Genomic DNA, 25,330 nt, shown 5'->3' on the forward strand with positions numbered 1-25,330 from the left:
GGCGTTCACTTCCTGCCGGCGAGCCGTTTGAGTTGATCGAGTCGGTGCGCGGCGCCCCACTTGCTGACGTTGAGCATCGCTTCGCGCACGATCGACTCGGTCATCTTGGACGCCCCTATCTCGCGTTCCACGAATGTGATCGGCACCTCTGCGACGACCAGGCCGGCACGCACCGCGCGCCAGGTCAGGTCGACCTGGAAGCAGTAGCCCTGTGAGGAGACGTCGCCCAGACCGAGCGCACGCAGTGCGCAGGCGCGGTAGACGCGGTAGCCGGCGGTTGCGTCCTTGACCGGCATGCCCAAGGCGAGCCGGATGTACAGATTGCCGCCGCGGCTGATGATCTCGCGGGACTTCGGCCAATTGACGATGGATCCGCCCGGGACCCACCGCGAACCGATGACCAGGTCGGCCTCACCGGCTACCTCGAGCATTCGAGGCAGCATCTCGGGCGGGTGCGAGCCGTCGGCGTCGATCTCGACAAGCGCGTCGTATCCGCGCTCCAGGCCCCAGGCGAAACCGGCGAGGTAGGCCTTGCCGAGACCTTCCTTGCCCGCGCGGTGCAGCACCGTGATGTGATCATCGCTGGCCGCCATGTCATCGGCGAGCTCGCCGGTGCCGTCGGGCGAGTTGTCATCGAGGACGAGCACGTCGGCGTCCGGCACCGCCTTGCGGATCCGCGCCATGATCAACGGCAGGTTGTCCCGCTCGTCGTACGTCGGCAGCAGGACGAGCACGCGCTTCAGCGGCTCGCGGCGGATGTCAGTCACGTGCTTCCTCTTCTGTCTGGGACGGCGTCGTCGTCGACTCGTCCGCCTTGTCGGACGGATCGACGCCCCCGCCCGGTGCGGATGTTCCCGTCCGGCGGACGGTCGCTCGCTCGCCCCGGGTACGGCGCCACGCGATCAGGACCAGCAACCCCGCGATCGCGCCGATCACGTACTCGGGAATTGCACCCCAACGGTCGGCCATCGTCTTGGCAGACCGCAGCGGCAGTTCCCCGGCGAGAACCTTACGGGTGAACAACTCCGAACGGTCGTGCACCACACCGTCCGGCGTGATCAATCCGCTCACGCCCACGGTCGAGATGTGAACCACCGAGCGGCCGTGTTCGACCGCCCGCACCTGTGAGATGGCGAGTTGCTGCTCGGACTCCGCGGTGTAGCCGAAGGTGGCGTTGTTGGTCTGGACGATGAGCAACTGCGCGCCCCGATCCACCGGTGCGCGGGTGACGGCGTCGTAGGCGACCTCGAAACAGATCACCGGACCTACCTTCACGGTGCCGGACCTGGTCGGGATGTCGAACACCCCGACCTGCTTGCCGTGGGCGAACTCGGTGGTCAGCAGGTCGACCTTGTCGGAGAACTGACGAAAGAAACTCCGGTACGGCATGTACTCCGCGAACGGAACCGGGTGTTGCTTGACGTACTGATCGACCAGACCTCGACCGGGCAGGTACAGCATGGAGGTGTTGGAGACCTTCGGGGCGGGCTCCTGCAGCACCGCGCCGACGATGACCGGCACGCCGACGGCACCGACAGCTTGTGCGATCCCGGTTGCCGCGTCGGCGTTGCGGGTCGGGTCGATGTCCGACGAATTCTCCGGCCACACGACGAGTTCGGGTGACGCAATCTTGCCGTCGGCAACCATCCGGGCCGCCTGCTTCGTGGTGGCGACGTGGTTGTCGAGCACGGCGCGGCGCTGCGCGTTGAAGTCGAGTCCGGTTGTCGGCACGTTGCCCTGGACGCCGACGACTTGGAGTGGCTTGCCCCCCGTCGGCACCGGGACAACAAACGCCGATGCGCCGACCAACGCGGTCGCAGCGGTGGGTACGAGGAGCCGCAACAGGCTCAATTGCCCTGTGGCTACTCGGAATACGACGAGCGCCAGCAGAGCACCGAGCAACGCGACGACGAATGTCAGACCTGGTGCTCCGGCTATGGACGCGAACCGCACCAAGGGTGAGTCGGCCGTGGTCCAGGCCAGCCGTGCCCAGGGGAATCCGCCGAACGGCACGTTCGAGCGGAACAACTCCTGCAACACCCACAGGGCCGCAACGGCGCCCGGCCGAACCGCACCCCTGCGCTGGACCACGGCGATCGCCATGCCCATGAACGCGAGGTAGAGGGACTCGGTCACCGACAGCGCGATCCACGGCGTGTCGCCTACGTAGATGCCGCTCCAGTGCAGGGTCGGCAGGAAACAGGCGAGTCCGCCGAGCAGACCCAGCAAGAATCCGCGTCGCGCCGTCGTCCCGATGGTGGACAAGGACATGAGCATCACGCCGACCGGTGCCATCGGCCACCACGCCGTACCGGGGAAGGCGAGCCAGAGCGAGAGCCCACCGAGCGCAGCGAGCGCCGACCGCGCCGGGAGTCGACCGGCCGTACGAACGAGTGCCGGTCGAACCGGTGCGGAGGTCGTGGTCACCGAGCAAGCCTAATCTGCGCGGTTGAGCACTCCCGCGGGGCGTGATCCGATGCGCATCGAATCCGCGTGAGTTGGTGCCCTTCGCCATGCCCGGCGAAGGGCACCAACTCACGCGGATTTCCTGAAGCCCGAACCACGAGGTGATGCAGATGGGCCCCGGTGACTCATCGTTGGGACCGATCGCAACGCGTGCGAAAGTTATCTACTGGATGACGGGGCCCATCTGGCGTGAGAGCTACGCTACCTGCCGACCATGCACTGTCAAACACGGCTCTGAACTGCGAAAACGTCTGGTTTGTGCTGGTCAGCGGGTCGGTTCTGGGCCGGTGTCGGCAAGAGATTCTCGGAATGATTTTCGGGACGGCGGCGTGTCGCGGGACGACACGCCGAGCAGGTGACGGATGGCACGCAATTGACGAGGCGCGGCGACGATCGCCCGGTTGTTCAGTCACCGAAGGGACTGCGGTCCTCCCACGCCGTGCTCAGCACAACTGTCGTCCGTGTGGTGACGGCGGCGGCAGAACGGATCGTGGCGAGGAGATCCTCGAGCTCGCGCGGGCTGGCTACCCGCACCTTCAGCACGTAGTTCTCCTCCCCCGCGACCGAGTAACAGGCCACGATCTGATGCAGGCCACGCAGCCGGTCGGGGATGTCGTCGGGCGCGGACGCGTCGAACGGCGCGATCGAGATCAGCGCGGTGAGTGGCAGTCCGGCAGCTTCGTGGTCGACGACGGCGCGGAACCCCTTGATCACCCCCCGCTCCTGCAGGCGGCGCACCCGCTGGTGTACCGCGCTGACCGAGAGCCCCGTGTCGCGGGCCAGATCGGTGAAGCTCAGCCGACCGTCGGACGTCAGAAGTGTGACGATGCGGCGGTCCAGGTCTTCCATGCCTCTACGGTATTGCAGCATGGAGCCCACCCGACGCCTGTTGCTGCTCGACTCCGCCTCGCTGTACTTCCGCGCGTTCTTCGGAGTGCCCGACCGGCGCTCCCCCGCCGGTGTGCCGATCAACGCGGTGACCGGATTTCTGGACATGATCGCCACCCTGGTCGATCGGGAAAAGCCGACGGACCTCGTTTGTTGCTGGGACAACGACTGGCGTCCGGCGTTCCGGGTCGATGCGATCCCGTCCTACAAGAGTCACCGCCTCACCGAGGGCAGCGATGTACAGGAGGAGTCACCGGAGAATCTGACGCCGCAGGTACCCGTCATCCGCGACGTCCTGGCAGCAATCGGATTGTGCCGCCTCGGGATCGACGGGTACGAGGCCGACGATGTGATCGGGACCTTGGTGCAGACCCATCTCGGCCGGATGCCTGTCGACGTCGTCACCGGCGACCGCGACCTGTTCCAGTTGGTCGACGACGCCCAGGACGTCCGCGTCCTGTACACCGCCAAAGGTGGTGTGCGGCAACCGGATCTGATCAATCAGTCGTTCCTGCAACAGGCGTACGGCGTGGGCACCGGAGCGGGCTATGCCGACATGGCGGTGCTGCGCGGAGACACCAGTGACGGTCTGCCCGGAGTGCCGGGCGTCGGCGAGAAGACCGCAGCTCAGCTCATCGCACGCTACGGCGATCTTGCCGGGCTCCGCGCGGCGATCGACAGCGGTGACCCTGAGATCAAGGGTGCCCGTCGAGCCAAGCTCGAGGCAGCGGCGGCCTACCTCGATGTCGCACCCGGCGTGGTGAACGTCGTGCGAGACATCGTGCTGCCGGCCGACATCGACACGAAGCTGCCGAAGCAGATCGCCGATCCCGAACGACTGGACGCGCTGATCGAGGAGTTCGCAATCGGCAGTTCGGTCGCGCGCGTCACGAAGGCCCTCGGCGTGGACGACGACTGAGGCTCAGTAGCGCTGGGGCGGGTCGTCCTGGCGCGGCAGCGGACGTGTCTGGTCGGGGCCGGCGCCGTCGCGGGGGTCGACCGGGGGCTGATTGTCATACGGCCGGTCACCCGAGGCGCGGTAGGAGTCGCGCTCGTGACCCTGCTGGTCGTACCCGCGCTCGTCGTAGCCCCGCTGGTCGCGGCCTCGGTCGTCGTAGCCACGGTCGTAGTCGCGGTCCGAGCGGGCGCGCTCGTCGTACTCCCGGTCGTACGGCGCGGCCGAACGACCCCGATCGCGCGGGTCGTCCAAGCGGTCCTGACGGCGGTCGTTGCCACGTCCGGCGGCGGGCACCGAGTCCGGACGGTCCTGGCCGTCGCCGAAGTGGGCGAACAGCAGTTCGTTGATCTTGACCTGCACCGACTCGACGTGGGGAATGTCGTCCAGACGCAGCTGCGGCTGGTCGGAGGCGTCGGAGATCAACAGCGTGCCGCAGCCGAGCATGCGGTCCGAGACGCCCTTCTCGTACTGCACGTCGTTGATGCGGTAGAGCGGGATGTCGCGACCGGACTTGGCCATGATTCCGGTGCGGGTGATCAGACGGCGGTTGGTGAGCACGAACACCGTGTTGCGCCACTTCCAGATCGGAATGAGCCCCCAGACGATCGCGACGATCGCACAGAGTAGGAGCACGGCGACGAGAGTCCACGGGCGTCCGTCATCCGGCAGGAACATGTAGGCCAGCACCCCCAGCACGATCATCGAAAGAATGACCAGCAACGGGCCGATGATCCTCTTGGCGTGCGTACGGAACTCGAGTTCGACGTGTTCGCCCTGCGTCAGGTGCTTGTTGGAGAAGGCCATGTCGAGCATCCTGCCAGAGCCGGACCCCGATCCGGTCGCACACGCGGCGCCGGTGCGGACGGATAGGTGTGCGGTCAGTCCAGGCGATCGGCGGCGACCACACCGCGCAACAACAGGTTGACGGCACGCTTGGCGTTCGCAGCCACGGACGGGTAGTCCTCCAGGTCGGCCAGTTGATCGAGCAGGTCGATCAACTGCTTGCAGCGGCGCACGAAATCGCCTGCGGTCAGGTCGGATCCGCGCAGGACGGTCTCGAGGCGTTGCCCGGCGGCCCAGCGGTGGATCGACCACACGATGGACGCGTCCGGCTCGCCCGGAGGCTGCAACTGGTGCCTCTTGGACAGTTCGAGCAGGCCCTCCCAGACGTCATTCTGCCGCTCGACCGCATCGGCGACCTCACGGTTCGGCATCTTCGGATCGGGATCCGGACCGTCCTTGCTGCGCGACTGGTGGATGATCGAGGACACCGCAGCGGCCAGTGACGCCGGGTCGAGCCCCTTCCACACGTCCTGACGCAGACATTCGGCGACCAGCAGGTCCTTCTCGGCGTAGATCCGCTGCAGCGTTCGTCCGTCGGAGGTGACCGACTGACCGTCCGGTGACAGGAACCCGAGTTCGCTGAGCTGGTCGCAGACCCGCTCGAAGGTACGGGCGACGCTGTGAGTGCGTCCGTCGACCATTTTTTGCAGTCCGTCGGTCTCGCGACGCAGCTTCCACCAGCGCTCGGCCCAGCGGGCGTGTTGCTCGCGGTACGGGCAGTCGTGGCAGGGGTGCTGCCGGATGCGTTCGCGCAACTCCCCCACCTTGCTGTCGAGCCGGCGCAGTTCCTCGGTGTCCGGCGCGTCCACGTCACCCGCACGGGCGTCGCGCATCTTGATCCGCAGCGTCGAGGCGAGATCGGAGCGTGCCTTACGGTCGCGGTGGTTGAAACGCTTCGGCACCGGCAGCGAACCGAGCGTGGGCACCGGGCCGCGGAGGTCCGACTCGTCCAGGCGCTTGGTGCGTCCGTCCTCGGTCAGGACGAAGGGTTGCGCGAGACCACGTCGAGGCGCGTCCATCGACAGCACGAGAGCAAGGCTCTCGCGTCGTCCGAGCGGCACACGGACGACGTCGCCGACCGACAGTTTGGACAAGGAGACGGCTGCTGCTGCCGTGTTCGCGGCGGACGTGCGGCGGCTCAGCTGCTTCTCCACATCGGACAGTTCGCGACGCAGCGCGGCGTACTGCTCGAAGTCGCCCAAGTGGCAGCGCATCGCTTCTGCGTAACCCTCCAGACCCTCCTGGTTCTTCTTGATCGAGCGCGCATGGCCGACGACGGATCGGTCGGCCTGGAACTGCGCGAACGACGATTCCAGTGTCTGCCGGGCGGGGCCGCGACCGAGCCGGTCGACGAGGTTGACCGCCATGTTGGACGTCGGGACGAAGCTGGAGTTGAGCGGGTAGGTGCGCGTACTGGCAAGTCCCGCAACGGACTCCGGGTCGGTGTCTCGGCCGTGCAGGACGACGGCGTGGCCTTCGAAGTCGATTCCCCGGCGTCCGGCGCGACCGGTGAGCTGGGTGTATTCGGCCGGGGTGACGGGTGCGTGTGCCTCGCCGTTGAACTTCACCAACTTCTCCAGCACGACCGTGCGAGCGGGCATGTTGATACCGAGCGCGAGCGTCTCGGTGGCGAAGACCGCCTGGATGCGTCCGGCGGCGAACAGTTCCTCGACGATCTCGCGGAAGGTCGGCAACATGCCCGCGTGGTGAGCGGCGAAACCGCGGGTGAGCCCCTCGACGAAGTCGTAATAACCGAGGATCGCGAGGTCCTCCTCCGGCAGGGTGGCGACTCGTTCCTCGACCATCCGTCGGATGCGCTCGCCCTCCTGCGGCGGGATGAGCCTGATGCCCCACGCCAGGAGTTGCGAGACAGCGGAGTCGCAGCCGATCCGGCTGAAGATGAACGTGATCGCCGGGAGCAGACCCTCCTTGTCGAGGGCTTCGATCACCTCGGCCCGACTGGGTCCACGCGATGGTCGCCCACCGCGAACCGGACCCGACGGTCCCTTGCCCGGACGCCCGCGCCGTCCACGTGGGGCACCCGCGTCCATCCGTACCCCGCGCGGGTTGTCACGTTGCTGGAGTGCGGAGATGCGTTGCCGCACTTCGGGGTTGACGCGCTTCTCACCACCCGACTCGGCGAAGAGGTCGACGATGCGGTTGCCGATCATCATGTGCTGCCACAGCGGTACCGGACGATGCTCCTCGACGATGACCTCGGTGTCGCCACGGACGGTGCGTAGCCATTCACCGAACTCCTCGGCGTTGCTGACGGTCGCTGACAGCGACACGACCTGCACCTGCTGCGGGAGCTGGATGATGACTTCCTCCCAGACCGCGCCGCGGAACCGGTCGGCGAGGTAGTGCACCTCGTCCATCACCACGAAGCCGAGGCCGGACAGGGTGTCGGAACCCGCGTACAGCATGTTGCGCAGCACCTCGGTGGTCATCACCACGATCGGCGCTTCGCCGTTGATCGAGGAGTCACCGGTCAGCAGGCCGACCTTGTCGCTGCCGTGTCGTTCCACCAGATCGGCGTACTTCTGGTTCGACAGAGCCTTGATCGGGGTCGTGTAGAAGGTCTTCAGGCCGGTGTGCAGGGCCAGATGCGCGGCGAACTCGCCCACGATGGTCTTGCCGGCGCCGGTGGGTGCAGCGACCAACACACCCTGTCCGCTCTGCACCGCTTCACATCCGGCGCGTTGGAAATCGTCGAGCGGAAAGTCGTAACCCTCGGCGAACCGTTCGAGGTGTGTGCTGTCGAAGGTGCGGCGGGAAGGGCTCGGCGCGGACGGAACGGGCATGTCCGCAGACTAGTTCGGCGCTCCGCTCAGATGGTGGAGGCGTGGTCGTCCGACACGTCCAGCCACTCCGGACGCTTCTTCTGACGCCGCTTGTCGAGGATGGCGGCGATGCCGACGGCGAGGTAGAAGAGCCCGACCATCGGGAAGGCGAGTGCGAGCATCGACCAGGCGTCCGGACTGGGACTCATGATCGCGGCGAAGACGAAGATCACCATGACCGCGACCCGCCAGCCCTTGAGCATGACCTTCGCCGGCAGCACACCGACGGCGTTCAATGCGACGAGGAAGACCGGGAGCAGGAAGGCCAGACCGAACACCAGGATGAAACGGGTGACGAACGTGATGTACGCACTGCCGTCCTGGTAGTTGACGGCGTCGCCGGGTGTCACGCCGAGCAGGAACTTCACCGCGTTCGGCAGCACCCAGGTGGCGACCCAGCAACCCGCCGCGAAAAGCGGCACGGCCGACCCGAGGAAGACCATCGACAGCCGCTTCTCCTTGCGGGTCAGGCCGGGAGCGAGGAAGGCCCAGATCTGCCACAGCCACACCGGGCTGGACAGGATCAGCCCCACCCACATGGCGATCTTCAGCTTGATCTCGAACGCGCTGGTGACGCCCTGCCCACCGAAGTTGAGGTTGATCAGGCTGGGATCGGGGCGCCCGGCGGCCACCTGGGTCAACGGCCGTTTCAGCCACTGGAAGATGCCTTCGTTCTTCAAGGTCACCCCACCCAGGCGTACATCGACCGGGTCGAACAGGATCCAACCCACCACCGCGCCGACCACGAGCGCAAGCACCGCCACCAGGGCACGCCGACGGAACTCGCGGAAGTGTTCGCCCAAGGACATCCGGGCCTCCGGATTGTCCTTACGACGCAGCAGTGCCATCGAGGTCGTCGAGTTCGGGAAGGGGGTTCAGCGCGTCAGTTGGACGCGGTGCCGTTCTGGCTGTCGCGCTGCGGGAAGCCGTCCGGGTGACCGGCCTGCGGCTGAGTGCCAGCAGCATGCGATCCACCGGAGTTCTGGGTCTGGTTCCTCAGCCGCTCCTCGGAGTCCTGGACCGATTCGTCGCGGACGGTCTCGCCGTTGACCGTCTGCTTCGAGGCCGACGACTCGGCCTTCATCTCATCGACCTCGCTCTTGAGGATGCGGGCCGAGCGACCCAGCGAGCGGGCGGCGTCCGGAAGCCTCTTCCAGCCGAACACGACGACGACGACCAGGACCAGGATGAGCAGGTGCCAGGGCTGGAACGCGCCTCGGAACATGTCGGTTTCCCTCCAGGGAGTGTGTGGGCACGCTTCGGACGTGCCCATCTCGGGACGGCGCCAACTCTACGCGACGGTGGCGCCGCTCACCCTCTCACCCGCCGTACGCGGCAAGTGCTTCGCGAGCACCCCGGTCGACGGACTCTCGCAGCTGCGCCGGCTCGACCACGCGAGCCGCTCCGCCGAGCCGCCAGACCAGTTGGCGTACCCAGTGCATGTCGGTGGTGCGCAGCGTGGTGGTGAGGGTGCCGTCGTCCGCGCGGTGCACTGCGTCGACCGGGTAGTAGTCGACCACCCAGGACGCCTGCGGTTGCAGTTCGAGGGTCACCGGGACCGCGTCCGAACCAGGCGAGAAAACCGAATCACCGAGCTGACGCGGCTGTGCCTGCGCCGGCGGGGTGCCGTCCTGGTCGAGCACCTCCAGGGTCTCGATGCGGTCGAGCCGGAACATTCGCACATCCTCGGCCCGGTGACACCAGCCCTCGAGGTACCAGTGGTCGTCCATCAACACCACACGCATCGGGTCGACGTCCCGCTCGGTGCTCTCGTCGCGGGCAGCGACCAGGTAGCGCAACCGCAGCCGGCGCTTGTCCGCGATCGCTTGCCGGGCGTCGGCCAGCCACGCAGTCTGCGAGCTGTCGCCGGTGGTGATCCGCACCCGCTCGGACGCGGCCGACACGTCGCCGGCAGCGTCGATCAGTTTGGCAAGGGCGCGGTCGATCGCGTCCCGCGCCCCCAGTCCTGGCACCGCGGCCAGCGTGCGTAGGCCGACGATCAGCGCGAGCGCCTCGTCGACCCCGAGCCTCAGCGGTCGCGCGATCGTGTCGGCGTTTCCGACAAACACCTTTCCGCTGTCCCATTCGGCCTCGATGAGGTCGTCGGGCATGTGACCAGGCGTGCCGCAGACGAAGAGCAGGTTCAGGTCGGCTTCGACCTGCTCGGGTGTCACGTCCAGTTCGCGGGCGGCCTGCTCGATGTCGATGCCCTGCCGGTGCATCAACCACGGCACCATCGTCAGCAGTCGGGACAGGCGGGTCGTCGCACTCTCGGCGGCCATCAGCGCTCCTGCTCGGTGGTTCGGTCGGGCTCGAGGATCGCTCGGAGTCGTCGGATGACGGCGTCTCGCAGATCGGCGGGTTGAATGACCCGGACGGCAGGGCCGTAGCCGACGATCTGTTCGGCGAAGATCTCGGTGTCGGTGTAGTCGATGTCGATCTGGGTCCACGTGTCGTCGACCTCGCCGGCGGTCCGCGCCCGGCGGCGCAACGCGTTGCCGCTGCCGGTGCGGACGTGCAGGATCGCCGGCTGCGGCTCCCGCTCGACCTCGCTGCCCTGGATCATCGCGATCGGGTCGTGGTCGGCGGGCACCTCGTAGGCATCAGGCTTTCCCACGGTCTTCACCGCACCGTCGACCCTACCGAGCCGGAAGACCCGGGGCGCCTCGCGGTCGAGATCGAAGCCGGCGACATACCAGCGGCCGTGCCAGTTGGTGACCGTCCACGGTTGCAGCCTGCGTCGTCCGACGGTGCCGTCGGGTTTGCGATAGCCGAAGTCGATCTGGCGGCGGGCCAGCGCGGCGTCCTTCATCGCCGGGAAAGCAGGCTCCGCGGTGCGCACACGCGGCTCCAGGCCGACGAGCGTGCCCTCGTCACGCTGGACGTCGGCCGCCTCGAGCTTGCGCAGCGCACTCGCCGCTGGCCCGGCCAGACTGGCCTGCTGCCAGGTGCGGCTGGCCAGTCCGAGGACGGCGAGTTCGTCGGGTTCGAAGTGGATGTCGGGAAGGGCGTACTCGCGGCGGTCGATCCGGTAGCCGGTCTCGTCGTCGAACAGTGGGTCGACGACCTCGATCCGCAGGGGGATGCCGAGGTCACGCAGTTCGTCCTTGTCGCGCTCGAACATGCGGTCGAATGCCTCGTCGCTGCTCGCGGACCCGTACTGGGGCACCGCCTGGCGGATGCGCTGCTTGGACAACGGCTGCCGGGTGTACAGCAGGCAGATCACCAGGTTGAGCAACCGCTCGGTCTTGGCGGCAGGAGTCGGGGCGCTCATGCGTCCGACGCTATCGGATCGGATCGCACTAGTGTACGAGCGTGATCACGTGGCGAAGTGGTGTCGTCGTCGGGCTGGGCTCCCGTTGGTCGAGCGCGCAACAACTGACCGTGCAGCTGCCGGACGACGGTGTCGAGGTCGCTGCGCTCGCATACATCGACCTGGTCGGTGATCCCGCCGTGGGTGACCGGGTCCTGCTGAACACGAACGCCGTCGACCGCCGACTCGGGACGGGCGGCGTCGCCCTGGTGGTCGCACTCCCCGACCGTCTGCCGCCGGTGCCGGCAGCCGGCGACGGCCACATCATGAAGGCGCGTTACACGCCCCTGCAGACGATGGTTCTCGGCGTCGACGAGCAGGAGAGCCCGCACCACGAACTGCTGCGGGACGCAGACGACCTGGGCGGGGTACCGACCATCACTGCCGACCTTCACTCCGCCGTTCCCGCGGTTGTCGCCGGCCTACGAGAGTCTCGACCTCAACTCGACGTTGCATATGTGATGACGGACGGCGGCGCTCTTCCGGCTGCATTCTCTCGGGCGATCAGCGGCCTGCGCGACGCCGGTTGGCTTTCCGGCGTGGTGACCGTCGGGCAGGCNGTCGGGCAGGCGTTCGGCGGCGACCTCGAGGCAGTCAATGTGTACACCGGGCTGCTCGCCGCCCGGCATGTGCTCGGCGCCGACGTGGTGGTCGTGGCTCAAGGACCGGGCAACCTCGGCACCGGCACCCGCTGGGGCTTTTCCGGCACATCTGCGGGTGAGGCACTGAACGCCGCGTACACGCTCGGCGGTCGTCCGATCGCGTCGCTGCGGGTCTCCGAGGGCGATGCTCGCGGGAGGCATCACGGCATCTCCCACCACAGCCGCACGGCATACACGCGCGTTGCGCTCGTGCCGGCGGATCTGCCCGTGCCGGTGATCGGCGACGATTTCGGGGCGAAGGTCTCGCGTCAGGCCGACGACCTCGTCCGGGAGTCCGACGGACGGCTACGCCGTATCGACGTCCCGGTGCAGGGATTGCGCGAGGCACTCGACTCGAGCCCGGTCGCGATGCGCACGATGGGACGCGGAATGGACGACGACGCGGCGTCCTTCCTCGCGGCTGCTGCCGCAGGACGGTACGCCGCTTCTCTGCTGACCTGATCACGACAAATCCGCGTGAGTTTCGGCCCTTCGCCGGGCTGGGCGAAGGGCCGAAACTCACGCGGATTCTTGGGGACTGTGCCCGCGGATCTCAGCGCAGACCGAAGGCGCTTCCCGCGCCGGGCTTGCTCGCCGCGACGAGATCGACCACGAAGATCAGGGTCTCGTTCGGTCCGATCGCGCCGCCGGCACCGCGAGCGCCGTAGCCGAGCTCCGGCGGGATGGTCAACTTGCGGCGGCCGCCCGGCTTCATGCCGACGATGCCCTGGTCCCAACCCTGAATGACCTGACCGACTCCCACCTGGAAGTCCAGCGGTGCGCCGCGGTTCCAGGATGCGTCGAACTCCTCGCCGGTCGACCAAGCGACGCCGACGTAGTGCGCCTGCACCATGTCGCCGGCTTCGGCGGCACGGCCCTCACCTTCGGTGATGTCCTCGATGAGGAGTTCGGCCGGCGGGTTGTCACCCGGGAAGTCGATCTCGGGCTTGGTGGTGTTCGGGTCGAACGGCATGACTGTTCTCCTGACGTGGAAAGGGATGGGTGGGATCAGAGTGCGGCGAGGATGTCAACCACGAACACCAGTGTGTCGGTGCCCTTGATGCCGGCCGCCGGCTGACCCTGCGCGCCGTAGCCTTCGGCGGGCGGCAGAACCAGCAGCACACGGCTGCCGACCGGTTTGCCGACCAGGCCCTTGACGAACCCGGGGATCATCCCCTGCGGGTTGGTCGCCGACGCGGTCTGCAGCGGGAAGTCGGCAGGCGCGCCGCCGTTCTTCGCCGAACTGTCGAAGACCTTGCCCGTGCCCCAGACGACTCCGGTGTAGCGAACCTTGACCGTCTGACCTTCGACGACCTTGCGGCCCTTGCCGGTGACGAGGTCCTGTGAGACGAGCGACTTCGGTGCGGTGGCGACCTTGCCACCGGACTTCGGCATGGTGATCGTCGCCGGCTTCTTGCTCTGGTTGCCGTCGCTGACCGCAACCGCAGGCAGCTCCTTCTTCGGGGCGACGGTCGTGCCCGCGGGCTTGTCGAGCACGGCGGACGCACCGGTGATCGTCATCCGGAAGATCAGCGTGTCGTTGGCGGTGATCCCGAGTTGCTGGCTGCCCTGTGCACCGAAACCATCGGCCGGCGGGATCGCGACGTCCATCACGGTGCCCACCGGCTTGCCGGTCAAGGCCTTGACGAAGCCCGGGAACTGGGATTTGTCGTTGAGGACGACGGCGACGTCGTCCTTCCCGTAGGTGCTGAGCAGTTCCTTGCCGTTGGTGCCGTTGACCGCGAGATAGTTCACGTAGGCGATGTCGGTGGCCTTCACCGCCGCACCGCTGCCCTTCTTCACCACACGTGCGGTCGTCTGGTTGGCCTGGAACGGCTTGGTGGCGAGCGTCAGCTTGGGCGCCTTCGGGTTCTTCTCGTCGACCTTGATCGCCGTCATCGGCGTCACTTTGTCGGGCGAGACCGTCAGCGGCTTGGCGGCGCTGCTGGTCGCTGCGCTGGACGACGTCGGCGAACTGCTCTTGTTAGAGCCCGAGTCGTCGCCGCACCCTGCGAGAACGAAGGTGGTGGAAAGGACGCCCACGGTGAGCAGGCGGGTGTTACGGCGCACGCGAAAATACCTCGTGTTGTCGGCTGTCGGACGGTCCACCATAACCGGCGGGACTGTGCGGGGGCTGTCAGCCCGGCTCAGCCCATCGCCTCGATCAGCGCGGTCACCCGCGGATCCTCGTTGGCGAACGGGTCCTTGACCAGCACCGTTCGTTGCGCCTGGTCGTTGAGTTTGAGGTGGATCCAGTCGACCGTGAAGTCGCGGCGATGCTGCTGGGCCGCCCGGACGAAGTCGCCGCGCAACTTGGCGCGGGTCGTCTGCGGCGGCGTGGTCACCGCCGCGGTGATCTCGTCGTCGGTGCAGATCGTGGCCGCCCGACCGGCCCGTTGCAGGATGTCGAAGACACCGCGTCCGGGTTTGATGTCGTGGTAGGTCAGGTCGAGCTGCAGCATGCGCGGGTGATCGAGGTCGTAGCCGTGTTTGGTGGCGACCTGGTCGAGCAGCTTCTTCTTGATCACCCAGTCGATCTCGGTGTCGACCAGCGAGTGGTTGTCGGTCTCGATCGCGGTCAGCGTCCGGCCCCACAGGTCGAGCACCTGCTTGGTGGTCTCGTCACTGATGCCCTGCCGTTCGACGAATGCCGTTGCCCGCTCGAAGTATTCGGTCTGCATGGCGAGCGCCGAGATCTCCTTGCCGTTGGCGAGACGCACCAGCGTGCGGCCGGAGATGTCGTGGCTCATCTCGCGAATGGCACGGATCGGGTTGTCGAGGCTCATGTCCCGCATCGGGATGCCTTCCTCGATCATCTGCAGCACCAGGTGGGCCGATCCCAGCTTCAGTTGTGTGGTGGTCTGCGACATGTTGCTGTCGCCGACGATCACGTGCAGCCGCCGGTAGTGCTCGGCGTCGGCATGCGGTTCGTCGCGGGTGTTGATGATCGGGCGCGAACGGGTCGTCGCGCTGCTGACGCCTTCCCAGATGTGGTCGGCGCGCTGGCTGACCGCGTACACCGCCCGATTGCCGAGCTGGACGATCTTGCCTGCGCCACAGGTGATCTGGCGGCTGATCAGAAACGGGATCAGATGCTCGGAGACCCGCTGGAAGTCGCCGTGCCGCGAGACCAGGAAGTTCTCGTGGCATCCGTAGGAGTTGCCGGCCGAGTCGGTGTTGTTCTTGAAGATGTAGATGTCGCCGCGGATGTCGTCCTCGGCCATGCGCTCCTGGGCGTCGACCGCGAGATCGACCAGGATGCGCTCCCCCGCTTTGTCCTGGATCACCGCCTCGCGGATGTCGTCGCACTCCGCGGTGGCGTACTCGGGGTGACTTCCGACGTCGAGGTAGAGACGGGCGCCATTGCCGAGGAAGACATTGCTCGAGCGTCCCCAGCTGACCACACGACGGAACAAGTAGCGCGCCACCTCGTCGGGCGTCAGCCGGCGCGTCCCGCCGGAGGTGCACGTCACGCCGTACTCGGTCTCGATGCCAAAGATGCGCCGCTGCATGCTCCGACCCTAGACGGGTGTCGGACGCGCGCTGTGCGCCGAAAGCGAAACGTCCTGGTGAGTGGGACGAAAGCCTGATGACATGGGGTCATGCGACTCCTCATCCTCGGCGGTACGGCCTTCCTCGGACGAGCAACCGCGAGGGCTGCACTCGACGCCGGTCATGAGGCGGTCTGTCTCGCCCGTGGCGCGAGCGGGTCGGTGGTCGACGGGGCCGAACTCGTCCGGGGCGAGCGGAGCACACCGGACGGGTACGACGGCCTCATCGGCGAGTTCGACGCGGTGGTCGATGTGGCCCGCGACCCGCTGCATGTCCGCACAGCGTTGGAGGCGCTCAGCGGCCGTGCCGATCGATGGCTGTTCGTCTCCACCATCAACGTCTACGAGCAGGTCGGTCCCGAGGCCATCGGCGCTGACGAAAGTGCCGCCTTGCTCGAGGCGTGGGACGGTGACGACTGGACGCCCGAGCAGTACGGTGCGGGCAAGGTGACCTGCGAACGCCTTGTCGCACAGGCCTTCCCGGAAGCGCACCTCATCGCCCGGGCCGGTCTGCTGGCCGGACCGGAGGACACCACCGACCGCACCGGCTACTGGTCGCTGCGTTTCGCCCATCCGTCCCGCCCGGACGACAAGGTGCTCGTCCCCCACGTACCGGACGCGAAGGTGCAACTGATCGACGTCCGCGACCTGGCGAAGTGGCTGGTGCGCTGTGCGCAGGACGGCACGACCGGTGTCTTCAACGCGACCGGACCGTCCGTCCCGCTGCACGCCGTGCTCACGACCGCTCGTCGGGTCGCCGGACACACTGCGGATCTCGTTGCGGTGCCGCCGGATTGGCTGCAGGCGCACGCAGTTTCCCCGTGGATGGGTGAGCGCTCGTTACCGCTGTGGGTGCCCTGGCCCGAACTCGCCGGCATGATGAGCGTCGACGCCGGCGCGGCCCGGCAGGTGGGTCTGGAGGTGCGGCCGCTGGCCGACACCTTCACCGACACCCTCGCCTGGGAACTACAAGCGGGTCCGGGCCGGCCCAGGAATGCGGGTCTCTCCCCCGCCGACGAAGCCGATCTGATCACCACCCGGCTGCGCGAACGCTGAACGCGCCAACGGCCCGGCAACTGCGCGCTGCCGGGCAATCCACTCAGACGCGGATCAGTCCCTGTCAGTCCCGTCTCGGCGTTCCCGCCGCAGTTCTTCCCGACGCTCACGCGCTTGCTCCGCTCCGTGCTGGATTCCGCGCCGCGAGTACGGAACGGTCGCACCCCCGGCCGAAGCCGTCGTCGGGCGGCAGCGTCAGGCGAGCGAGTTGATCCAGGCCTGGTGCAGGGACGCGTACCGGCCGCCTTCACGGGTGATGAGGTCGCGTGGCGGACCGTCCTCCAGTACCTGCCCGTGTTCGAGAACGACTACCCGGTCGGCCACCTCGACCGTGGAGAGTCGGTGGGCGATGATCAGCGCGGTCCGGCCGGCCAGGATCGTCTGCAATGCCCGCTGCACCAGCCGTTCGCTGGGGATGTCGAGCGAAGAGGTGGCCTCGTCCAGGATCAGCACGTCGGGGTCGGCGAGGAACGCCCGCGCGAACGCGATGAGCTGCCGCTGGCCGGCCGACAGTCGTCCGCCACGCTTGGCGACATCGGTGGCGAAGCCATCGGGCAAGGCGTCCACGAAGGTGTCGGCGCCGACGGCTGCGGCCGCTTCGCGCACCTGTTCGTCGGTCGCGTCCGGACGTCCGAAGCGGATGTTGTCGGCCACGGTGCCCTCGAACATGAAGTTCTCCTGGGTCACCATCACGACATGACGGCGCAGGTCGGTCTGCGACAGATCGCGCAGGTCGTGGCCGTCGAGCAGGACGCGTCCGGAATCGGGGTCGTGGAACCGGGCGATGAGCTTGGCGATCGTGGTCTTTCCCGCACCGGTCGTACCGACCAACGCGACGGTCTGTCCGGCCGGGACGCGCAGGTCGAGTCCGGGAAGCACCGGTCGTCCCACGACGTAGGAGAAGTGAACGTCGTCGAACTCCACCTCGCCGCGGACGTCGGTGAGCTCGTTCGGCTGCTCCGGGTCGCCGATCGCCGGCTTCTCGTCGAGCACCACCGCGAGCTTCTCCAGCGCGGAGGTCGCGGACTGGAAGGTGTTGTAGAACTGCGTGATCTCCTGCATCGGCTCGAAGAACATCCGCAGGTAGAGCAGGAACGCGGTCAGCACGCCGATGGTGATCTCGCCGTGCATCGCCAGGTAGCCGCCGTACAGCAGCACCACGCCCGTCGTGAGGTTGCCGATCAGCTTCACGCCGGGCATGAAGATGGCGATCAGGCGCATGGTGCGGATGTTGATGTCGCGATAGCGGTCGGCGAGGTCACCGAAGATCTGCTGGTTGCGGGGTTCGCGACGGTAGGCCTGCACGGCCTTGATGCCGGTCATCGACTCCACGAACTGCACGATGACCAGCGCCGAGATCTCACGCACCAGTCGGTACGCCTTCGCCGACTCGCGGCGGAACCACAGTGACAGCGCGATCAGGAACGGGAAACTGATCAGGCACACCAGGCCCAGGCGCAGATCGAGGGTGACCAGCAGGATCGAGGTGCCGACCAGGGTGAGGACTGCGGTGATGAGGCCGTCGAAGCCGTTCTCCAGCATCTCCTGGATGGCTTCGACATCACTGGTCGAGCGGCTGACCACCCGGCCGGAGGTGTACCGGTCGTGGAAGGACACGTCGAGCTTGCCGAAGTGCTTGAAGACGCGGCGGCGTAGTTCGAGCAGCACGTTCTGGCCGATGCGCCCGGACTGCAGGATGAACAACATCCGGAAGCAGCCCTGGAGAACCAGTGCGATCAGCAGGGCGATGACGACCTGGGTGAGCACGCTGGAGTCGCCGGAGCGCTGCAGCGGCGGCACTCCCTCGTCGACACCGATCTGCACCAGACGCGGCACGGCGAGGCGTGCTGCATTCTCGATGATGACAGCGACGCCGAGCACCGCAACGAGGCGGCGGTACGGACGAAGGAGGTCCCACAGCAGCGCCTTCGCCTGACCGCGTTCGGCGTTCTTCTCGACGTCGTCCTGCCGTTGTTCTGCCATCCGGCCACGCCAGGAGGCAGCTTCCTGTTCGATCGATTCGAGTGTGGTGCCGGCTGATTTCTGGTCGGTGTCGGTGCTCATCGGCGTCCCTCGCGATCGTCGTCGGATTCGACGTCACGGCTTCGGCCGACGAGGACCACCTCGTCGCGCGCCTCACGTCGGTCATCGGTCTGCCAGGGTTCGTCGTGCTCGAGATCGGGATCGAGTTCGTCGTCCGCCGCCAGTAGGTAGCGGTACTGCGGGACGGTCGCCAACAACTCGGTATGAGATCCGACATGGGTGATCGTGCCGTGCTCGAGCAACGCCACCTTGTCGGCGAGCAGGACGGTCGAGGCACGGTGTGCGACAACGATTCCGGTCGCGTCGGCGAGCACGTGGCGCAAGGCTTCCTCGACCAACGCCTCGGTGTGCACGTCGAGCGCGGACAGCGTGTCGTCGAGCACGAGGATGCGCGGATCGGCCAGCACCGCACGGGCGAGCGAGAGCCGTTGCCGCTGCCCACCGGACAGGCTCATTCCCTGCTCGCCGATGCGGGTGTCGAGGCCGAACGGAAGGTCTCGCACGAACTCCGCCTGAGCGACCTGGATCGCTGCGTCGATCTGTTGTGGCGTCGCGTCCGGGTTGCCGAGCGTGAGGTTCTCGCGGACCGACATCGAGAACAGCGTGGGATCCTCGAACGCCGTCGCAACGACCTTGCGCAACACCGGCAACGGAAGCTCGCGTACGTCGACGCCGTCGATCAACACGGCGCCTTCGGTGACGTCGCGCAGGCGCGGGATCAGTCCGGTGAACACCGACTTGCCCGAGCCGGTCGCGCCGACAAGGGCGACCGTCTCCCCCGGCTCGACCACCAGGTTCAGATGACGCAGCACCCATTCGTCACTGTCGGGGAACCGCAACCCTGCATCGCGCAGTTCGAGCCGGCCGCCGGTGATGCGGGTGTCGCTCGTGCCGCTCTCGACGGTGCGTGGCGTGTCGAAGATCTCGGCGACACGGTCTGCCGCGGTCACGGTCTCCTGCAGCATGGACAGCAGGAAGCCGAGGGCGGCGATCGGCCAGACCAGGTTGAGCATGAAGGTGATGAAGGCGACGAGCGTGCCCAGCGTGATGTCGCCGTTGCCGACGGCATGGGCGCCCATCGCGAGCACGATCACCAGCGTGGCGGTCGGGATGACTTCGAGCAGCGTCCAGAACCGCGACATGATCTTGACCTTGCGCAACTGGATCTCACGCAGTTCGGTCGCCTGGGTGTCGAATCGGTCGAACACGTACTGCTCGCGTCCGAACGACTTGACCACGCGAAGGCCGAGCGCCGCCTCCTCGACCTGTGTGGCGACGTTGCCGGTCTGGTCCTGAGCGGCACGGGAGGCCTTGCTGAACTGGCGCTCGTAGTGCAGGTTCGCGCCGACCACCGGCCCGATCGAGATCAGCACCACCAGACCGAGCGGCCAGTACATCCCGAGCAGGATCGCCGTGACAACCACGACCTGAATCACGTTGAGAATCAACAGGACCGACCCGAAGCCGATGAAGCGACGCATCATGCCGAGGTCGTTCATCACCCGGGAGAGCAATTGGCCCGACTGCCAGCTGCCGTGGAAGCTCATCGGCAGCACCTGCAGGCGCGCGTGCAGTTGCTGGCGGATGTCGTTCTCGACGCCGGTGCTCGCGGTCTGCACCAGCCACCGGCGGATCATCCACAGTGCCGCTTCGGCGACACCGAGAAGGAGAGCGCTGCCGCCGAGGATCCACAGACCGCGCTCGTCGTTGTGCGCGACCGGGCCGTCGATCACCGCCCGCGTCATCAGCGGGATCGCGATCGTGCTGCCGATGGAGGCCAGCGCGACGATGAACATGACGATCATCCGGGTGCGGTACGGGCGCAGGTACGGCAACAAGCGGACCAGCGCGTTGCCCCGCAGACCGGAGCGCCCGGGCGGGGAGATGCTGGGTTCGCTGAGGAGTTCGCCCGCGTCCGTCACCGATTCCGTCGAACGACCTGTGGTCCTGCGTGCTTCGACCGCCAAGAGCTGACGCGCCCCCTCCAAAATCATTAGGCGCCGAACTGTACGCCGGTTCCGAAGTATGCCAGCCGGCATCGACAACCCACGGAGCGTGACCAGGCTTCGGGCGTCACGAAGCGACGGAAAGAATCCTCACCATCTCGTCGCAGCCCTTGATCTTCGCGTGTTGCAGCGGCGTGAACCCGTCCTTGTCCGGACGAACGACACCGGCGCGCAGCATCAGTCGGCCTGGGCGCTCAGCAGTGTCTGCAGCAGAGGTACGGGCAGCCGCCGGAAGGTGCGACGCTCGCGGCTGCGGTCGAGCACCGCCACCTCGAGCTGGTCGGCGGTGAGTTCTCGCGAATTACCTTCGGCATCGACACCGAGCAACCGCACCGCCAACTGCAGCGCGCCGCCGAGGTCGAGGTCGGGACGCCATTCCTGCTCCAGTCCTGCGGAGATCCGATCTGCGCCGCCGCCCATCGCGACGTACCCGTGCTCGTCCGCGACGGACCCGTCGTACATCAGGCGGTAGATCTGGTCGTCGTCTGCCGTCGCGCCGATCTGCGCGACCACGATCTCGACCTCGTATGGCTTCGACTCCTGGGTGAACACCGTGCCGAGCGTCTGCGCGTACGCGTTGGCCAGGCCTCGGGCGGTGACGTCGGAACGGTCGTAGGAGTACCCACGCAGATCGGCATACCGGACCCCGGCCACCCGTAGGTTCTCGAACTCGTTGTACTTGCCGACCGCCGCGAAGGCGATCCGGTCGTATATCTCGGAGATCTTGTGCAGTGCCCGGCTGGGGTTCTCGGCGACGAACGCGATGCCGCCTTCATAAGCGAGCACGACCACCGCGCGCCCACGAGCAATTCCCTTGCGCGCGTAGTCGGCCCGATCCTTCATCAGTTGTTCGGGCGAGACGTAGAACGGCATGCTCATCGGTGCGCCTCCCCTTCCCTGCGGGCACGGACGACGGTCTCCACGACCGCCTCGATCTCGACATCGGTGACGAACCGCGAGCCTTCGGCGTCGAGGATCGCGACGTTGGGCCAGATGCGCCGGCCGGGGTCGGGACCACCGGTTGCGGAGTCGTCGTCGGCGGCGTCGTACAGCGCCTCGACGATCACCCGCACGGCGTCATCCTGACTCATCCCCGAGCGCCAGAGCTTCTTCAGAGCGCCGCGGGCGAACAACGACCCCGAGCCGACCGAGTGGTACTGGTGCTCCTCGTAGCAACCGCCGGTGACGTCGTAACTGAACATGCGGCCCTTGCCGGTGTCGAGATCGAACCCGGCGAACAGCGGTACGACCGCCAGCCCCTGGATCGCCATGCCGAGGTTGCCGCGAATCATCGAGGCGAGCCGATTCGCCTTGCCCTGCAACGAAAGTCGGTCTCCCTCGATCTTCTCGTAGTGTTCGAGTTCCACCTGGAACAGGCGCACCATCTCGATCGCGACACCGGCGGTGCCGGCGATGCCCACCGACGAGTAGTCGTCGGTGAGGAAGACCTTCTTCATGGTGTGGCTGGCGATGAGGTTGCCCATCGTGGCGCGCCGGTCACCGGCGACCAGCACGCCACCGTTGTAGGTGAGCGAGACGATCGTCGTGCCGTGCGGAGCGTCGACCTGCACACTCGAGGGCGCATGGGTCGAGTCGGGCATCAGCGTCGGGGCGTAGGTCTGCAGGAACTCGGTGAACGACGAGGATCCCGGGGCGAAGTACGCGGCCGGCAGTCGTCCGCTCGGGTCCGCGGTCACTGGCCACCCTTCTGGACGAACCCGCGCACGAACTCTTCGGAGTTCGCCTCGAGCACGCCATCGATCTCGTCGAGGACACTGTCGATGTCGCCGGTCTGAACCTGCGGTGCAGCGGGTGCGGGTGGCGGCGTCTCCTGCGCCGGGTCGCCGTCGCGGCGCTGGGGGTTGATGCGTTCCTGTGCCATGACACCGTCTTTCCTCGCGCGTACTGAACCACGTCCACCCTAACCGCGTGGCGGCGAGGCGGCCCGGTAGTCCGCGGTTACTGTGTCGCACATGCGTACAAGGGGTATGAAGAGGGCGCGTGTGACGGTCGCCGCGGCATTCGCCGCGTCCGTGATTCTGGGCGGTTGCGCCCTGGGTGGTTCCGATTCCGGAAGCTCAGGAGACGGCGGGAGCCGAAGTGATGGCTCCAGCGCACGCTCCGGTAGTTCGGGAAGCCCCGGGAGTGATGGCGAGACCGCGCAGACCGGGGCCGACCGCCTCACGATCGCCTTCAGCGGCGACGACATCCCCCAGGAAGATCCCATCAAGGCCGCCAAGGCGCAGAGCAAGGACGGCGGTTACGACTTCAAGGCTCTGATGGCCGATGCCAAGCCGTTCACCGAGTCCGCCGACCTCGCCATCTGCAACATGGAGGCCGCGCTGTCGCCTGACAACACCAACCTCACGAAGGGGTTGCGGCACAACGGTCCTCGCGAGTTCGCCGAAGCGATGGCGTGGATGGGCTACGACGGCTGCAGCACCGCGAACAACCACACCTTCGATGCCGGGGTGAAGGGTCTCGCCGATACACGAAAGGTGATGGCGGACCACGGTCTGAAGGCCGCCGGACCCGGGCCGGACGCGAACACACCGGGTCAGCCGGCCATGTACGACGTCAAGGGCGTCAAGGTCGCCCACCTCGCCTACAGCTACACCCTCGACAACTTCGCCGGCGGCAGCGACCTGTGGGTTCCGGATGAGGCGATCTGGATGAAGGAGGCGATGTGGAAACGCAAGAAGGCGAGCGGGATCATCGCCGACGCCGTCGCCGCACGGAAGTCCGGTGCTCAGATCGTGCTCGTCTCGATGCACTGGGGCAACGCGAACGATCACGCCCCCACACCGGCCATGGTCGAGACCGCGAACGAGCTCATGCAGTCGGGTTCGGTGGACACGATCATCGGAAACCACGCCCACGTCGTCCAGAAGTGCGAGCGGGTCAACGGGAAGATGGTCTATTTCGGCCTCGGCAACCAGATCTCCGACCAGGGCGTGAACTGGGGCTTCCCGGACGCCACCCAGGACGGCGTCATGGTCAAGGTCAGTTTCGAGCGCGGTGACGACGGCAGGTGGACACAGCCCAAGGCCGTCTTCCAACCCACCCGGGTCGCCCGTACGGCCGGCTACTTCGTTCGCGTGGTCACCGCGGACTCCAACAAGGTGTCCTACGAGCGCACCAGCAGTCTGATCAAGGGGCCGGGCAACTCGTGCAATCTGTCGCCCGCGAGTTGAGGCGCTTCGTCAGTCGGTGAGCAGCGTCCGCAGCAGTTCGTCCGCGCTGCCGGCCCGGTCGAACAGTGGCCCGACATGTTGCTCGGTGCCGCGCAAGGGTTCGAGCATCGGCACCCGCTGCATCGTGCGTCGCTCAGGGACGTCGAAGATGACCGAGTCCCACGAGGCTGCGGCGATGTTCTCGCCGAACTGACGGACGGCGCGTCCGCGGAAGTAGGCACGGGTGTCGGTCGGCGGGTTGCTCACCGCCGCCTCGACGTCCGCGGCCGAGATGAGTTCGTCGAACCGGCCGCTCGCGGCGAGCTTGTGGAAGATCCCCTTGTCGGCCCGTACGTCACTCCACTGAATGTCGATCGCCCGCATCTTCGGGTCACTCCAGTCCAGCCCGCGGTTCCGATACCCCTGCAGCAGCTGGAGTTTCGCAACCCAGTCGACCTCGCGGGCCGCCGACATCGGGTCGTCGGCGAGCTTGTCGAGCACCTGCTGCCACCGGTCGAGCACCTCCACGGTCTCGCTGTCGAGGTCGTCGCTGCCCAACCAGTCACGCACCATCTGCAGGTAGGCGTACTGGATCTCCAGTGCGGTGAGTTCGCGGCCGTCCTCCAACCGCACCGAGGTGCGCAGCGTCGGGTCGTGCGAGATCGCCTGCAGCGCGGTGACCGGCTCCTGCAGGGCGAGATTCTGCGTCACCGCCCCGGCTTCGATCACCCCGAGCACCAGGCTGGTCGTGCCGAGCTTGAGAAAGTTCGCGACGTCGCAGTGGTTGGCGTCGCCGATGATGACGTGTAACCGGCGGTACTTCTCGGTGACCGCGTGCGGCTCGTCACGGGTGTTGATGATCGGACGCTTCAGCGTCGTCTCCAGGCCGACCTCGGTCTCGAAGAAGTCGGCCCGCTGCGACAACTGGAATCCGGCACGCTGTGATTCGGTGCCGATTCCGACCTTGCCCGAACCGCAGACGACCTGACGTGAGACGAAGAACGGGATGAGGCCACTGACGATGTCGGCGAAGGGCGTCAGACGCCGCATCAGGTAGTTCTCGTGCGTTCCGTAGGACGCGCCCTTGCCGTCGGTGTTGTTCTTGTAGAGGTTGAGCGGCGGCATGCCAGGCTGGTTCAGCAGCCTGGCCGCCTCGCGCATCACGAGTTCACCGGCGCGGTCCCAGATGACCGCGTCCCGTGGCCCGGTGACCTCCGGCGAGCTGTATTCCGGGTGGGCGTGGTCGACGTACAAGCGTGCACCGTTGGTCAGCACGACGTTCGCCATCGTCGGATCTTCTTCGTCGGTGAGCTGACTCGGATCGGCGAACGCGCGGTTCATCGCGAACCCGCGGGCGTCCTGCAACGGCGCCTCGTCGGCATAGTCCCAGCCCGTCTGTCCCGAGCGAAGTCCCATCGATCGGGCGTACGCGGTGACGACCCGCCCGGACATCAGCATCGGATTCGCGGACGGGTCCCCCGGCTGCGAAATCCCGTACTCGGTTTCGATACCCATCACCCGGCGCACGCTCATGGGCCCAGCCTATGAG

At 67.0% G+C, this 25,330-nt stretch carries 22 protein-coding genes; 4 read left to right on the top strand and 18 right to left on the bottom strand.

Annotated features, from left to right (window positions below; all coding sequences use genetic code 11):
* Positions 1–5 precede the first annotated feature (5 nt).
* From ACYU8W_RS11305 to ACYU8W_RS11315, 3 genes are all read right to left on the bottom strand, one after another.
* Positions 6–767 (bottom strand): polyprenol monophosphomannose synthase, encoded by a 762-nt coding sequence (locus ACYU8W_RS11305; protein WP_129626795.1) that lies wholly within the window; start codon positions 765–767, stop codon positions 6–8.
* Positions 760–2,427 carry an apolipoprotein N-acyltransferase gene (lnt, locus tag ACYU8W_RS11310; RefSeq protein WP_499469129.1) on the bottom strand — a complete coding sequence of 556 codons (1,668 nt, stop codon included), beginning with the start codon at positions 2,425–2,427 and terminating at the stop codon, positions 760–762. Before lnt ends, ACYU8W_RS11305 begins: the two co-directional genes overlap by 8 nt.
* Before the next feature lie 444 nt (positions 2,428–2,871).
* Positions 2,872–3,315: an Lrp/AsnC family transcriptional regulator gene (locus ACYU8W_RS11315; RefSeq protein ID WP_499469131.1), complete on the bottom strand. Its 444-nt coding sequence runs from the start codon at positions 3,313–3,315 to the stop codon at positions 2,872–2,874.
* A gap of 19 nt (positions 3,316–3,334) precedes the next feature.
* On the opposite strand from ACYU8W_RS11315, the gene ACYU8W_RS11320 reads away from it, so the two are divergent.
* A complete protein-coding gene (locus tag ACYU8W_RS11320; RefSeq protein WP_499469133.1) occupies positions 3,335–4,273 on the top strand; it encodes a 5'-3' exonuclease in 939 nt (312 codons plus the stop codon).
* A gap of 3 nt (positions 4,274–4,276) precedes the next feature.
* Here ACYU8W_RS11320 and ACYU8W_RS11325 read toward each other — a convergent pair whose 3' ends face one another.
* The 6 genes from ACYU8W_RS11325 to ACYU8W_RS11350 form a co-directional block, all read right to left on the bottom strand.
* Positions 4,277–5,116 carry a PH domain-containing protein gene (locus tag ACYU8W_RS11325; RefSeq protein WP_499469135.1) on the bottom strand — a complete coding sequence of 280 codons (840 nt, stop codon included), beginning with the start codon at positions 5,114–5,116 and terminating at the stop codon, positions 4,277–4,279.
* A gap of 74 nt (positions 5,117–5,190) precedes the next feature.
* Entirely contained in the window at positions 5,191–7,959 is a 2,769-nt protein-coding gene (locus ACYU8W_RS11330) for a DEAD/DEAH box helicase (protein WP_499469137.1), read from the bottom strand.
* A 26-nt stretch (positions 7,960–7,985) separates the two neighbouring features.
* Positions 7,986–8,846: a twin-arginine translocase subunit TatC gene (tatC, locus tag ACYU8W_RS11335; RefSeq protein ID WP_499469139.1), complete on the bottom strand. Its 861-nt coding sequence runs from the start codon at positions 8,844–8,846 to the stop codon at positions 7,986–7,988.
* A 35-nt stretch (positions 8,847–8,881) separates the two neighbouring features.
* A complete protein-coding gene (tatA, locus tag ACYU8W_RS11340; protein ID WP_499469141.1) occupies positions 8,882–9,223 on the bottom strand; it encodes a Sec-independent protein translocase subunit TatA in 342 nt (113 codons plus the stop codon).
* Between the two features lie 94 nt (positions 9,224–9,317).
* Positions 9,318–10,280, bottom strand: coding sequence for a helix-turn-helix transcriptional regulator (locus ACYU8W_RS11345; protein ID WP_499469143.1), 963 nt, complete (start codon positions 10,278–10,280; stop codon positions 9,318–9,320).
* On the bottom strand, positions 10,280–11,272 hold the full coding sequence (locus tag ACYU8W_RS11350) for a helix-turn-helix transcriptional regulator (protein ID WP_499469145.1): 993 nt from the start codon (positions 11,270–11,272) through the stop codon (positions 10,280–10,282). Before ACYU8W_RS11350 ends, ACYU8W_RS11345 begins: the two co-directional genes overlap by 1 nt.
* A 110-nt stretch (positions 11,273–11,382) precedes the next feature.
* Between ACYU8W_RS11350 and ACYU8W_RS11355 the strand changes: the two genes are divergently transcribed.
* Positions 11,383–12,414, top strand: coding sequence for a DUF3866 family protein (locus tag ACYU8W_RS11355; protein WP_499469200.1), 1,032 nt, complete (start codon positions 11,383–11,385; stop codon positions 12,412–12,414).
* Positions 12,415–12,505: 91 nt separating this feature from the next.
* Here the strand turns inward: ACYU8W_RS11355 and ACYU8W_RS11360 are convergent, their stop codons facing one another.
* From ACYU8W_RS11360 to pafA, 3 genes are all read right to left on the bottom strand, one after another.
* A complete protein-coding gene (locus ACYU8W_RS11360) occupies positions 12,506–12,925 on the bottom strand; it encodes an FKBP-type peptidyl-prolyl cis-trans isomerase (RefSeq protein ID WP_499469147.1) in 420 nt (139 codons plus the stop codon).
* A gap of 35 nt (positions 12,926–12,960) precedes the next feature.
* Entirely contained in the window at positions 12,961–14,022 is a 1,062-nt protein-coding gene (locus ACYU8W_RS11365; protein ID WP_499469148.1) for an FKBP-type peptidyl-prolyl cis-trans isomerase, read from the bottom strand.
* Positions 14,023–14,099: 77 nt separating this feature from the next.
* Positions 14,100–15,464: a Pup--protein ligase gene (pafA, locus tag ACYU8W_RS11370; protein ID WP_239701860.1), complete on the bottom strand. Its 1,365-nt coding sequence runs from the start codon at positions 15,462–15,464 to the stop codon at positions 14,100–14,102.
* 90 nt (positions 15,465–15,554) lie between these two features.
* On the opposite strand from pafA, the gene ACYU8W_RS11375 reads away from it, so the two are divergent.
* Positions 15,555–16,559: an NAD-dependent epimerase/dehydratase family protein gene (locus ACYU8W_RS11375; RefSeq protein WP_499469150.1), complete on the top strand. Its 1,005-nt coding sequence runs from the start codon at positions 15,555–15,557 to the stop codon at positions 16,557–16,559.
* A 195-nt stretch (positions 16,560–16,754) separates the two neighbouring features.
* On the opposite strand, the gene ACYU8W_RS11380 is transcribed toward ACYU8W_RS11375, so the two are convergent.
* The 5 genes from ACYU8W_RS11380 to ACYU8W_RS11400 all read right to left on the bottom strand — a co-directional run bounded on the left by ACYU8W_RS11380 (position 16,755) and on the right by ACYU8W_RS11400 (position 22,490).
* On the bottom strand, positions 16,755–18,623 hold the full coding sequence (locus tag ACYU8W_RS11380) for an ABC transporter ATP-binding protein (RefSeq protein ID WP_499469151.1): 1,869 nt from the start codon (positions 18,621–18,623) through the stop codon (positions 16,755–16,757).
* Positions 18,620–20,524 carry an ABC transporter ATP-binding protein gene (locus ACYU8W_RS11385; RefSeq protein WP_499469153.1) on the bottom strand — a complete coding sequence of 635 codons (1,905 nt, stop codon included), beginning with the start codon at positions 20,522–20,524 and terminating at the stop codon, positions 18,620–18,622. The genes ACYU8W_RS11380 and ACYU8W_RS11385 overlap by 4 nt, the downstream gene beginning before the upstream one ends.
* 261 nt (positions 20,525–20,785) lie before the next feature.
* Complete coding sequence (prcA, locus tag ACYU8W_RS11390) at positions 20,786–21,487, bottom strand: proteasome subunit alpha (RefSeq protein WP_141928563.1); 702 nt, start codon at positions 21,485–21,487, stop codon at positions 20,786–20,788.
* The gene (gene prcB, locus ACYU8W_RS11395) at positions 21,484–22,305 is read right to left on the bottom strand and encodes a proteasome subunit beta (protein ID WP_499469155.1); all 822 of its coding nucleotides are present in this window, start codon (positions 22,303–22,305) and stop codon (positions 21,484–21,486) included. Before prcB ends, prcA begins: the two co-directional genes overlap by 4 nt.
* On the bottom strand, positions 22,302–22,490 hold the full coding sequence (locus ACYU8W_RS11400) for a ubiquitin-like protein Pup (protein ID WP_129626828.1): 189 nt from the start codon (positions 22,488–22,490) through the stop codon (positions 22,302–22,304). Before ACYU8W_RS11400 ends, prcB begins: the two co-directional genes overlap by 4 nt.
* A gap of 91 nt (positions 22,491–22,581) precedes the next feature.
* Here ACYU8W_RS11400 and ACYU8W_RS11405 point away from each other — a divergent pair, with 91 nt between their 5' ends.
* Positions 22,582–23,802: a CapA family protein gene (locus ACYU8W_RS11405; RefSeq protein WP_499469157.1), complete on the top strand. Its 1,221-nt coding sequence runs from the start codon at positions 22,582–22,584 to the stop codon at positions 23,800–23,802.
* A gap of 9 nt (positions 23,803–23,811) precedes the next feature.
* Here the strand turns inward: ACYU8W_RS11405 and dop are convergent, their stop codons facing one another.
* A complete protein-coding gene (gene dop / locus ACYU8W_RS11410; protein ID WP_499469158.1) occupies positions 23,812–25,314 on the bottom strand; it encodes a depupylase/deamidase Dop in 1,503 nt (500 codons plus the stop codon).
* Between the last annotated feature and the right edge of the window lie 16 nt (positions 25,315–25,330).

The sequence above is a fragment of the Yimella radicis genome (assembly GCF_054778255.1).

What these genes read in the sequence shown, in the direction of transcription:
- ACYU8W_RS11315 (WP_499469131.1), bottom strand. Translation starts at nt 3,315, where the DNA reads ATGGAAGACCTGGACCGCCGCATCGTCACACTTCTGACGTCCGACGGT.
- ACYU8W_RS11375 (WP_499469150.1), top strand. Translation starts at nt 15,555, where the DNA reads ATGCGACTCCTCATCCTCGGCGGTACGGCCTTCCTCGGACGAGCAACC.
- ACYU8W_RS11400 (WP_129626828.1), bottom strand. Translation starts at nt 22,490, where the DNA reads ATGGCACAGGAACGCATCAACCCCCAGCGCCGCGACGGCGACCCGGCG.
- ACYU8W_RS11380 (WP_499469151.1), bottom strand. Translation starts at nt 18,623, where the DNA reads ATGAGCACCGACACCGACCAGAAATCAGCCGGCACCACACTCGAATCG.
- tatC (WP_499469139.1), bottom strand. Translation starts at nt 8,846, where the DNA reads ATGGCACTGCTGCGTCGTAAGGACAATCCGGAGGCCCGGATGTCCTTG.
- ACYU8W_RS11320 (WP_499469133.1), top strand. Translation starts at nt 3,335, where the DNA reads ATGGAGCCCACCCGACGCCTGTTGCTGCTCGACTCCGCCTCGCTGTAC.
- prcA (WP_141928563.1), bottom strand. Translation starts at nt 21,487, where the DNA reads ATGAGCATGCCGTTCTACGTCTCGCCCGAACAACTGATGAAGGATCGG.
- ACYU8W_RS11405 (WP_499469157.1), top strand. Translation starts at nt 22,582, where the DNA reads ATGCGTACAAGGGGTATGAAGAGGGCGCGTGTGACGGTCGCCGCGGCA.
- dop (WP_499469158.1), bottom strand. Translation starts at nt 25,314, where the DNA reads ATGAGCGTGCGCCGGGTGATGGGTATCGAAACCGAGTACGGGATTTCG.
- ACYU8W_RS11350 (WP_499469145.1), bottom strand. Translation starts at nt 11,272, where the DNA reads ATGAGCGCCCCGACTCCTGCCGCCAAGACCGAGCGGTTGCTCAACCTG.
- tatA (WP_499469141.1), bottom strand. Translation starts at nt 9,223, where the DNA reads ATGTTCCGAGGCGCGTTCCAGCCCTGGCACCTGCTCATCCTGGTCCTG.
- ACYU8W_RS11360 (WP_499469147.1), bottom strand. Translation starts at nt 12,925, where the DNA reads ATGCCGTTCGACCCGAACACCACCAAGCCCGAGATCGACTTCCCGGGT.
- pafA (WP_239701860.1), bottom strand. Translation starts at nt 15,464, where the DNA reads ATGCAGCGGCGCATCTTTGGCATCGAGACCGAGTACGGCGTGACGTGC.
- ACYU8W_RS11325 (WP_499469135.1), bottom strand. Translation starts at nt 5,116, where the DNA reads ATGGCCTTCTCCAACAAGCACCTGACGCAGGGCGAACACGTCGAACTC.
- ACYU8W_RS11330 (WP_499469137.1), bottom strand. Translation starts at nt 7,959, where the DNA reads ATGCCCGTTCCGTCCGCGCCGAGCCCTTCCCGCCGCACCTTCGACAGC.
- ACYU8W_RS11345 (WP_499469143.1), bottom strand. Translation starts at nt 10,280, where the DNA reads ATGGCCGCCGAGAGTGCGACGACCCGCCTGTCCCGACTGCTGACGATG.